Source organism: Streptococcus sp. 23.2 (assembly GCF_016648665.1).
GTDB lineage: Bacteria > Bacillota > Bacilli > Lactobacillales > Streptococcaceae > Streptococcus > Streptococcus salivarius_E.
The window spans coordinates 82,416-90,361 of sequence record NZ_JACLQJ010000010.1 but is presented as its reverse complement, the minus strand read 5'-3'; the positions used below and the strand labels follow the sequence as shown (position 1 = coordinate 90,361).

Sequence of the window (7,946 nt, the reverse complement as noted above, 5' to 3'; positions counted from 1 at the left end):
CCTTTGTCTTTTACTAATATTGAATTTCTAGTTGATTATAAAATGGTAGATGATAAACGTTTGCCACTGACAAAAGGAAAATTCTTTGTGCAACATGCTAGAAAGTCTAAAAAATGGAAATCAAATTCTCAGCAAGATATCTCTTTAAAGAGATTAGAGAATAATTTTGAAGCTATTTTAAATCATTGGTTTGATAAATCTGAGGAACTTGATTTTATAGTTAAACAATTTTCAAAAAATCTTCATGGTAACTTATTCTTGGAAAATCAGTTGGTTGATGCAATCAGAAATCTAGAAGTATATTCAAGAAATTTTAAGAATTTTAAAATACCGCAACGTTTATCTGATATTGAAGAAGAACAAAAACGATGTTTGCTCAATTTTATAAATACAAATCTCTTAGAGGAGGTTAGAGGTAAGTTTAGAAATAGATTGAAATTTAATAAGAAAGAACCAAGTCTTTCTGAACGGTTGAAAAATTTATTTGATTCAATAGATGAGCTTAATCAGTCTAAAATTTTTTCAAATGTAGAGAGAGAATTGCTGATAAAAAAATTAACTCAAACACGCAATTATTATACTCACGGTGATTCGAAGGATAAATATCCAAAATTGATAACAGATATCAGTGAGATGTACGAAACAACATTGCTTCTTCGAGAAGTTTTAAGATATTATATCTACCAAGAATTAAGAATGAAATATGAATATATAGGTTTCTAAAGACTTTGAAATAAGTTTTAAAAATTTCATTAATGTACTACAGGATAGAGATTAAAGATACCCCCTTTGACATTCCCTCATAAAAGCGCTATAATGGAACAAATTGAACTGAACCTTTAATCGAGTCCAGAGAGGCGAGAAAGGTGTACTGAGATGCTACGGCATCACTAAAGGGTAGGGACTGCCCTATTTTCGTGCAACCTTCGCTGACTGGCGGAGGTTTTTTGTGTGAAAGGATATAAGAAATGAGAGAAAATCGTCCTGTTATTGCCCTTGATTTCCCGACCTTTGAGGATGTGAAGGCTTTCCTTACTAAGTTTCCTGCTGATGAAAAGCTCTATGTGAAGATTGGTATGGAACTCTACTATGCTGCTGGGCCTGAGATTGTACGCTACGTTAAAGAGCTTGGCCATAGTGTTTTCCTTGACCTTAAGCTTCACGATATTCCAAATACTGTGAAATCAGCCATGCGTGTCTTGTCTAACCTTGGCGTTGATATGACTAATGTGCATGCGGCTGGTGGTGTGGAAATGATGAAGGCTGCGCGTGAAGGCTTGGGAGATGGTCCAATCTTGATTGCTGTAACACAGTTGACCTCTACCTCTGAAGAGCAGATGCGTGATTTCCAAAATATCCAAACCACACTTCAAGAATCTGTGGTTCATTATGCTAAAAAGACTGCTGAAGCAGGTCTTGATGGTGTTGTCTGCTCAGCACATGAAGTAGCAAAAATCAAAGAAGCAACAAATGAAGATTTCGTTTGTTTGACACCTGGTATTCGTCCAGCAGGAGCAGCAGTTGGTGACCAAAAACGTGTTATGACACCTGCCGATGCCCGTCAAATTGGTTCAGATTACATTGTTGTTGGTCGTCCAATTACACAAGCTGACGATCCAGTAGCAGCTTATCACGACATCAAGGCCCAATGGAACGGTCAATAAATTTTCAAAAAGACCTTATTTCATAGGAAAATAGATGGAATTAGGTTATAATAAAGAATAGAAAACGCTTTACGGAGGATAATAATTATGACATTAGCATCACAAATCGCATCTGACTTGCTCGATATCAAGGCTGTTTACCTTAAACCCGAAGAACCATTTACATGGGCATCAGGAATCAAATCACCAATCTACACAGACAACCGTATTACATTGTCTTATCCAGAAACTCGTACACTTATTGAAAATGGTTTTGTGGAAAAGATTAAGGAAGAATTCCCTGAAGTAGAAGTGATTGCAGGTACTGCAACTGCTGGTATTCCTCATGGTGCGATTATCGCTGACAAGATGAACCTTCCATTTGCCTACATCCGTAGCAAACCAAAAGATCACGGTGCTGGTAACCAAATCGAAGGTCGTGTGGTTAAAGGCGAAAAAATGGTTGTTGTTGAAGACTTGATTTCAACTGGTGGTTCAGTACTTGATGCTGTAGCAGCTGCAGAGCGTGAAGGGGCTGATGTTATCGGTGTTGTGGCTATCTTCACTTACGAATTGCCAAAAGCTGAGAAAAACTTTGCGGATGCTGGTGTGAAATTGGTTACTCTTTCAAACTACACTGAGTTGATCAAAGTCGCTAAAGTTCAAGGCTACATCACAGCAGATGGACTTCAACTTTTGAAGAAATTCAAAGAAAATCAAGAGACTTGGCAAGACTAATTATCAAGATTTAAGGCGGAACGTTTTAGGCGTTTCGCTTTTTTTAGTATAATTTAGGAAAAGATAAGCAGGGAGAGTATAAGATGACAATTAATGAGTGGTCAGATGCAACGGCAATGGCTGAAGCCGTGCAAAATAAGACGGTCAGTCCCCGAGAACTAGTGGAGGCTACCATTCGTGAAGCAGAGAGGACGAATCCTAAAATCAATGCTATCGTCAGTCAACGCTACGAAAAAGCATTGAAAGAAGCAGAAACTAGAGACTTTTCAGAAAGGCCTTTTGCTGGAGTTCCAATTTTCCTAAAGGATTTGGGGCAGGAGCAAGCTGGTGAGCCGTCAACTGCAGGTTCTCGCCTATTTACAAGTTATCGGGCTAAGGAAACGGATAATTATGTTAAGAAACTTGAGGAATTGGGCTTTATTATCTTAGGACGTTCTAGCACTCCTGAGTTTGGCTTCAAAAATATCAGTGATGCTCAGATTCATGGTCCTGTCAATCTACCTGATGATGTGAGGCGTAATGCTGGTGGCTCAAGTGGTGGAGCGGCTGCTCTTGTAAGTTCTGGCATTTCTCTTTTGGCTCCAGCTAGTGACGGTGGGGGCTCTATTCGCATTCCAGCTTCCTTTAACGGCCTAATCGGTCTCAAGCCTACCAGAGGACGAATTCCTGTCGGTCCTGGTTCGTTTCGTGGATGGCAGGGAGCCTCTGTCCAGTTTGCTTTGACTAAGTCTGTTCGAGATACAAAACGCTTGCTTTATCATATGCAGACGTGTCAGATGGAAAGTCCCTTTATCTTGCCTAAACTTGACAAAGATTCTTTAGGAAAACCAGTTCAACCTCTGAAGATTGCTTTTTCTACTGTCTCTCCTATTGGTGGTAAGGTATCAGAATCTGCTATTGCGGCGACAAAAAAGGCTGCTAGAGCATTAGAAAGTCTAGGACATTATGTCCATGAAATCACCCATCAGCCCTTGAATGGGATTGAAGCTATGCAGTCTTACTACATCATGAATAGTGTAGAGACGGCTGCCATGTTTGATGGTATAGAGGCTGGTTTGGGACGTCAGATAACGCTTGAAGATATGGAGTTAATGACTTGGGCTATTTTCCAATCTGGCCAAAAGATTCCTGCCAAAGTTTACTCTAAAGTCCTAACTCAGTGGGACCAGTATAGCCATCAGATGACGAATTTTCATGAGTCTTACGATATTCTTCTGACTCCTACAGTTGCGGATGTGGCACCTAAACACGGACAGTTTGCACTCTCTCAAAGCCTACAAAATCAACTCAAGCATATGTCTGAGTTTGATTGGCCAAAGCAACAAGAACTTATTTGGGATATGTTTGCGGATAGTTTAGATTGGACGCCTTTCACCCAACAAGCTAACCTGACGGGACAACCATCGATTTCTTTACCTGTCTATCGTGATGGGCAAGGGCTGTCCCTTGGTGTTCAACTGACAGCCGCCAAGGGAAGAGAAGGCCTCCTCTTACACTTGGCCCAACAAATGGAAGAAGGTTCGGTTTTTAGCTGAGCATTATTATTTTCAGTTCAATATTTTGTAAAACCCTTTCAAATAGTGTAGGCTTAGATTATAAGTTTTTTAACTTAACTTAATTATTCAAGGAGACACACATAGATGAAAAAGAGATTTTTCGCCGTTTTTAGCTTAATTTTGGCTGCGGTCTTTTTGGTTGCCTGCTCGTCACAAAGTACAGGTGAGAAGAACTGGGAAAAGATTGAGAAACGTGGTAGCATCAAGGTTGCGACTGCTGGAACACTGTACCCACAAACCTACCACGATGATAAGAATAATTTGACTGGTTATGACGTTGAGATTCTCAAAGAAGTTGGAAAACGTCTTAAGTTGAAAATTGACTTCACTGAGATGGGTGTAGATGGCATGCTTACTGCTGTAAATAGTGGACAAGTCGATATCGCTAACTACTCACTCGAAGACGACAACAAGAATGTTAAAAAATTCTTACGTTCTGAACCATACAAGTATTCCTTCACTTCAATGGTCGTTCGTGAATCGGATAATTCAGGAATCTCTTCATGGAAGGATCTCAAAGGCAAAAAGGCAGCCGGTGCTGCAAGTACAAAGTACATGAAGATTGCCAAAAAAATGGGTGCTGAACTCGTCGTATATGATAATGTTACCAATGACGTTTACATGCAGGACTTGATAAATGGGCGTACAGACGTTATCGTCAACGATTACTATTTGCAAAAGATGGCAGTAGCCGCTATCAAAGACAAGTACCCAGTTAAGATCAACGACGGTATCTACAGTAACCCTTACTCAACAAGCTTTACTTTCTCATTGAAGAATAAAACCCTTCAAGAAAAGGTCAACAAAGCCATCAAAGACATGAAGAAAGATGGTACCCTTACCAAGATTTCAGAGAAATTCTTTGCTGGTCAAGACGTTACAAAGAAAACAAAAGTTGACTATACTGAGATTGATATCTCTGATGTTGAATAATATAAGCGATCCAATTGGATCGCTTATTTGCTAAAGAAATGTTTAGAAAGTTAGACTTATGATTATTGATTTTTCACTGATTCTAAAAAGCATTCCTTATGTCCTATCAGGTCTACCTTATACCTTAGGAATCTCGCTTTTAAGCTTTATGGTTGGGAATGTTTTTGCTATCATCCTTGCCTTTATGCGAATGTCTCAAAAGCCTTGGTTAAAGTATCCAGCCCGCATTTATATTTCCATCATGCGTGGGGTTCCTATGTTGGTCGTGCTCTTCATTCTTTACTTTGGTTTGCCTTATGTTGGTGTTCAGCTACCTGCCCTTCTTTGTGCCTTTATTGGCTTCTCCTGTGTTAGTGCCGCTTATATGGCAGAGATTTTCCGTTCATCCATAGTTGCCGTAGATAAGGGGCAGTGGGAAGCAGCTCGCTCTCTTGGTCTTCCTCAGAAGTCTATTATCCGTCGGATTATCTTACCTCAGGCTATGCGTATAGCAGTAGCCCCTCTTGGTAATGTTATTATTGATATGGTTAAGAGTTCCTCATTGGCTGCTATGATTACAGTGCCTGACATTTTCCAAAATGCTAAGATTATCGGTGGGCGTGAGTATGACTACATGTCTATGTATATCCTAATCGCCCTTATTTACTGGACTTTGAGCTTTACTTTAGAACTGCTTGAAGGCTATCTTGAAAAACGTTTAGCTACCTATTGATTTTTGAAAAAATTATTTGAATATCTAATAAAATATTGAAATTTATTTAATTCTAATCTTATAAATGTGGTATAATAAAAGCGATTTAAAAATCAGAAAGGTCTTTTGGAATGAAGAAGAAAACAGTCGTTGCAACGACACTATCAACCCTACTCGTCTCAACTGCTATCTTGGCTAATGCTGTCCAAGCTGACGAGGTAGAAGCTCATGCAGCTGTAACAGCACCAAGCACTGAAGTAGTAGCTACAGAGGCAACTACCAATGCGACATCTACTGCAGCAACAACTGCAACAAGCGAGTCTGCAGCTCCAGTAGCTAGTTCAACATCAGTTGTTACTGCTTTAACAGCTGAAACAAGCGAGACACCAGTTGCCACAGCCAGTGAAACAGCAACTGCAGCCGCAACTCCTACAACAGAAGTCGTGACAAATGCTAGCACAAGTGCCAGCAACGACACTGTAACTGTTCTTCACACCAACGATGTTCATGGTCGTATGGTTGAAGATGATCGTAACGGAGTTATTGGTGATGCCCTTTTGTCTGGTATCGTCAATGATTCTCGTTCAAAAGGAACAACCCTTGTCTTTGACTCAGGGGACTCATTCCAAGGTCTTCCAATCTCAAACAGCTCTAAGGGGGAGGACATGGCAAGCGTCATGAATGCTGTTGGTTTTGATGCCATGACAGTGGGTAACCATGAGTTCGACTTTGGTCTTGACCAATTGCGTCGTTTGAGCAAACAAATCAATTTCCCAATCATCACATCTAACGTTTATGTGGACGGCGTACGTCTTTTCCAACCATCTACAATCATTGACAAAACACCTGGTGTTGATGGAGATGAAGTAGTTGTTATTGGTGTTACTACACCTGAGACAGCTACTAAGACACACCCACGTAATATCACTGGTGTCTCTTTCACCGATCCTATTACTGAGGTTAAAGCTGTTGTTGACCAAGTGGAATCAAATGCTCGTGCTGAAGGTAAGGAATACAAGACTTATATTGTCCTTAGTCACTTGGGTATAGATACAACAACTCCAGTTGAATGGCGTGGATCAACATTGGCAGAAGCTCTTTCAAACTATGCACCTTTGAAAGGAAAACGTGTTCTTGTCCTTGATGGTCACTCACACACTCTTCACACAGCGACATACGGCGATAATGTCACTTACAACCAAACTGGTAGCTACCTTAACAATGTCGGCCGCGTCGTTTATAATTCTGACCGTGTCTTGTCACATGGCGTGATTTCACACGACGAAGCTAAGAAGAATTATAAAGTTAACCCAACAGTTAAAACTATGATTGATGACATCCAAGCTAAGTACAAGGCAGATTCTTCGAAAGTAGTTATCGAAAATAGTCCAGTTAAACTTAGCGGTGACCGTATGAACGTTCGTGTTCGCGAAACTAACCTTGGTAATGTTGTCGCTGATGCTCTCTTAGATTACGGACAATCAGCCTTCACACACAAGTCTAACCTTGCCGTAACAAACGGTGGTGGTCTTCGTGAAACAATTGCCAAAGACAAACCAATCACTAAAGGTGATATCATTGCCGTTCTTCCATTTGGTAACTCAGTTGCTCAAATCCAAGTGACAGGTCAAAATATCCATGATATGTTTGTCAAATCTCTTGGTTCTATTCTCCAAGTTGACGAAAGTGGTAAAACTGTTCTAGATGAAAATGGTCAACCTCTTCTTGAACCATCTGGCGGTTTCCTTCAAGTATCAGGAGCTCGTGTTTATTATGACACAACACTTCCAGCAGAAAAACGTATCTTATCAATTGACATTTTTGATCCAGAAACTGGTAGCTATAAACCACTCAACACTAATGAAAATTACTACCTTGTAACGAATGACTTCTTAGCTGCTGGTGGTGATGGCTACACAATGCTTGGTGGTCCTCGTGAAGAAGGTCCTTCAATGGATACCGTCTTTGCGGATTACTTGACACATGCAGACCTATCTAAGTATGCAGTTATCAATCCAAACTCACGTACCATTTCTATTTCAAGTGCTGATTTTGCTGCCTTGAACAAAAAAGAAAATGCAGAAGACCCTACACTTAATCCATTGAGTCCTGTTACGCCATCTAGCGTTGCTGAAGACCTTAAAACAACTAAACCAGTTGTATCTAAAGTAGTAACGACACCTAATGGTAAAGTATTCTTCGTTTCAACAAGAAACGAAGCACTTAAAGAAACAGAAAAAGTGGCAGAAGCTTCTGCTCAAACTGAAGTTCTTCCTACAACAGGTGATAAGGCCTCACACGCTGGACTCCTCGGACTTGGTATGTTGCTAACTCTCTTTGGACTTAGTGGAAAACACAAAGGTAAAGAAAAATACTAAGAAGTTT

Annotated in this window: 7 protein-coding genes; all 7 read left to right on the top strand. The window is 40.2% G+C overall.

Annotated features, from left to right (window positions below; all coding sequences use genetic code 11):
- Positions 1 to 723 (top strand): HEPN domain-containing protein (locus tag H7T98_RS06735; RefSeq protein ID WP_398578498.1); only part of this gene is annotated, 723 nt, incomplete at its 5' end.
- A 245-nt stretch (positions 724 to 968) separates the two neighbouring features.
- Positions 969 to 1,664, top strand: coding sequence for an orotidine-5'-phosphate decarboxylase (gene pyrF, locus H7T98_RS06730; RefSeq protein ID WP_070839112.1), 696 nt, complete (start codon positions 969 to 971; stop codon positions 1,662 to 1,664).
- An 87-nt stretch (positions 1,665 to 1,751) separates the two neighbouring features.
- Positions 1,752 to 2,381 (top strand): orotate phosphoribosyltransferase, encoded by a 630-nt coding sequence (gene pyrE, locus H7T98_RS06725; RefSeq protein ID WP_004182503.1) that lies wholly within the window; start codon positions 1,752 to 1,754, stop codon positions 2,379 to 2,381.
- 83 nt (positions 2,382 to 2,464) lie between these two features.
- The gene (locus H7T98_RS06720; protein ID WP_201061542.1) at positions 2,465 to 3,916 is read left to right on the top strand and encodes an amidase; all 1,452 of its coding nucleotides are present in this window, start codon (positions 2,465 to 2,467) and stop codon (positions 3,914 to 3,916) included.
- A gap of 105 nt (positions 3,917 to 4,021) precedes the next feature.
- Positions 4,022 to 4,870 carry a transporter substrate-binding domain-containing protein gene (locus tag H7T98_RS06715; RefSeq protein ID WP_073689311.1) on the top strand — a complete coding sequence of 283 codons (849 nt, stop codon included), beginning with the start codon at positions 4,022 to 4,024 and terminating at the stop codon, positions 4,868 to 4,870.
- A gap of 58 nt (positions 4,871 to 4,928) precedes the next feature.
- Positions 4,929 to 5,582 (top strand): amino acid ABC transporter permease, encoded by a 654-nt coding sequence (locus tag H7T98_RS06710; RefSeq protein WP_002890981.1) that lies wholly within the window; start codon positions 4,929 to 4,931, stop codon positions 5,580 to 5,582.
- A gap of 110 nt (positions 5,583 to 5,692) precedes the next feature.
- The gene (nt5e, locus tag H7T98_RS06705; RefSeq protein WP_110981410.1) at positions 5,693 to 7,939 is read left to right on the top strand and encodes a cell surface ecto-5'-nucleotidase Nt5e; all 2,247 of its coding nucleotides are present in this window, start codon (positions 5,693 to 5,695) and stop codon (positions 7,937 to 7,939) included.
- Positions 7,940 to 7,946 lie beyond the last annotated feature (7 nt).

Coding starts and splice junctions, on each gene's coding strand:
- pyrF (WP_070839112.1), top strand. CDS start 969: ATGAGAGAAAATCGTCCTGTTATTGCCCTTGATTTCCCGACCTTTGAG.
- pyrE (WP_004182503.1), top strand. CDS start 1,752: ATGACATTAGCATCACAAATCGCATCTGACTTGCTCGATATCAAGGCT.
- H7T98_RS06720 (WP_201061542.1), top strand. CDS start 2,465: ATGACAATTAATGAGTGGTCAGATGCAACGGCAATGGCTGAAGCCGTG.
- H7T98_RS06715 (WP_073689311.1), top strand. CDS start 4,022: ATGAAAAAGAGATTTTTCGCCGTTTTTAGCTTAATTTTGGCTGCGGTC.
- H7T98_RS06710 (WP_002890981.1), top strand. CDS start 4,929: ATGATTATTGATTTTTCACTGATTCTAAAAAGCATTCCTTATGTCCTA.
- nt5e (WP_110981410.1), top strand. CDS start 5,693: ATGAAGAAGAAAACAGTCGTTGCAACGACACTATCAACCCTACTCGTC.